The 2,227-nt window shown below is 69.1% G+C and carries 3 protein-coding genes; 1 reads left to right on the top strand and 2 read right to left on the bottom strand.

Annotated elements, in window-relative coordinates; genetic code table 11:
- Positions 1-444: 444 nt before the first annotated feature.
- Positions 445-798, bottom strand: a complete 354-nt coding sequence (locus tag VN378_RS12315; protein WP_325743869.1) for an endonuclease domain-containing protein — start codon at positions 796-798, stop codon at positions 445-447.
- Positions 799-976: 178 nt separating this feature from the next.
- On the opposite strand from VN378_RS12315, the gene VN378_RS12310 reads away from it, so the two are divergent.
- A complete protein-coding gene (locus tag VN378_RS12310) occupies positions 977-1,324 on the top strand; it encodes a YMGG-like glycine zipper-containing protein (RefSeq protein ID WP_325743868.1) in 348 nt (115 codons plus the stop codon).
- On the opposite strand, the gene VN378_RS12305 is transcribed toward VN378_RS12310, so the two are convergent.
- Entirely contained in the window at positions 1,321-2,013 is a 693-nt protein-coding gene (locus VN378_RS12305) for a 2OG-Fe(II) oxygenase (protein WP_325743867.1), read from the bottom strand. The genes VN378_RS12310 and VN378_RS12305 overlap by 4 nt on opposite strands.
- Between the last annotated feature and the right edge of the window lie 214 nt (positions 2,014-2,227).

Genomic DNA, 2,227 nt, shown 5'->3' with positions numbered 1-2,227 from the left:
CACCGCCCCTGGCCGACTGGACGTTGCAGCCCCGTCAGCCCGCGTCCCGGTCCCCGAGGAGACCGGTCGCGGCCCGCTTCCTTCCGCTCCCGCCGCCGCTTCGGTTCGCCGGCCGAGCGAGCCTCCCTTGCGACGGGACGGAAACAGTATGGACCGGGTTCCAGCTATGGCGGGTTCAGGACGCTACTCGGAGGATGATCTGCAGGGGGATCAACGGGTTGGGTTCTGAAAGTCGTCTGGCTGGGAGCGGATTGCTCTCACAAATCACGGCCCTTCTCCCGTTGGGAGAAGGTGGCGCGCAGCGCCGGATGTGGGTCGGGTGGTGGAAGCGGCGAAGCCGCCCCCGGACAGGCGACCCACACCCTTTCGCCTTGCCGATCGCTCCGCTCCCGGAGGCTCAAGCCCTCTCCCAACGGGAGAGGGACATCCGGGGAGAGGTAATGGCTAGAGGTTGAGGCTTCTGGCGTGGCGGCGGATTGCGGCGATCAGTATGTCCGGATAGTCCAGCAGCTGTTCGTTGGTGAAGCGCAGGACGGTCCAGCCCAGTGCCTCGATCGCCTTCTGGCGATAGTGGTCGTTCAGGATCACATCGTCGCGGGTGTGAATACCGCCATCGATCTCGATGACCAGTCGATGGCGGTCGCAGGCGAAGTCGGCATAGAAGCGACCGATGGGATGCTGGCGGCGGAATTTGTGGCCGTCGACGCGGCCAGCGCGCAGGCGATCCCAGACGCGGGTTTCGGCCAGGCCAGATGTCTGGCGTAGATGGCGGGCGGCGGTCGTGCGGCGAAACTGCATGAGCGGATTATGCAATCTATAAGTGCAAATCTACAAGCGATCGACCCTCACCCTTTCGCGCAAGGACGGCGGCTGCACCGCCGTGCGCTCAAGCCCTCTCCCGTTGGGAGAGGGGCAGGAAGCGGAACGCACCTCGTCCCTCCGTCGTTGGAGCATGGGGCTGAGAGGGAGAAACAGGATGCAGGGCATCATCAGACTGGCGGCGGTCACGGCCTGCGGGCTGACGTTGACGGGATGCGCGACGACGGACAACTACGCCTCGGCCTGCCAGCGGGACTACGAACGGAACCGCCAGTATGCGACCGCGAGCGGCGCATTGCTGGGCGCGGCGGTCGGGGCGGCGATCGCGGGCGAGAAGGATCGCGAGCGCGGCGCGGCTATCGGCGCCTTGGCCGGCGGTCTGCTGGGCAACCAGCTGTCCGAGCGGGACGATCCCTGCGGCTACGGCTTCGGCGGCTACAACTCCGACGGCCGCTACGGCTATACGCGCGTGCCGCGGCGCGGGGACTACGGCTACTACCCCTAGGCCGCGTCGTGGAAGATCAGGCCCAGGGTCATCCGGGCGCCGGAGCGGATGCGGCTGACGCCGTGGCGCATCTGCACGCGGTAGTCGCCGCGTACGCCGGCCGCAGGCCGTTCGCGTACGGCGAAGACGACGCCCTGGCCCTGTTGCAGCGGCACGACATGGGCCTGTGACTGGCTGCGCGGCTTCTGTTCGACCAGCACCAGTTCGCCGCCGTCGAAATCGCGGCCCGGCTCGCTGAGCAGGACGGCGGTCTGGAGCGGAAAGACCAGGTCGCCGTACAGGTCCTGGTGCAGGCGGTTGTAGTCGCCGGGCCCGTATTTGAGCATCAGCGATGTCGGCCGGGTCTGGCCAGCGGCATGGCAGCGGGCCGTGAAGGCGTCGAGCTCGGCGGGGAAGTCGGCCGGCCGGCCCAGGCGGGCGTTCCAGCCGTTGGCGATCGGGGCGAGGCCGGCGTAGAGGCGGCGGCGCAGGGCCGGCAGCGGATCGGGCAGGGGGTTGGCGAAATACTGGTATTCGCCCTCGCCGAAGCCGTGGCGACCCATGACGACGCGGCTGCGGAAGCGGTCGGGGTCCGCGTAGAGGCCTTGCAGGGCGAGGCACGTCTGCGGCGTCAGCAGGGGGCCGGTCAGGGCCCAGCCCCGGGCGTCGAGGTCGGCGGCGATGGCGGGGAAGTCGAGGGCGTCGGTCATGGGCGGGACAGACCGCGGAACGGGCGCGCCGTCTGGCGGTTTTCGGCTCCGACGCCATTCAATCGAATTTGAGGCCGACCTCGTCGCCGGATTGCCAGGCGACGGTGGCGTGGCGCTCGCCGGCGGCGAGGCGGAGGACGACCCGGCCCTGCACCGTCACGCCGACTGCGGAGGTCAGTCGGACCTTGGCGCCGCCGTCGGTGAGATTGCGGAC

Origin of the sequence: Brevundimonas sp., from assembly GCF_035561115.1 — a bacterium.
Taxonomy (GTDB): Bacteria; Pseudomonadota; Alphaproteobacteria; order Caulobacterales; family Caulobacteraceae; genus Brevundimonas.
This window is presented reverse-complemented; position numbering and strand designations above follow the sequence as displayed.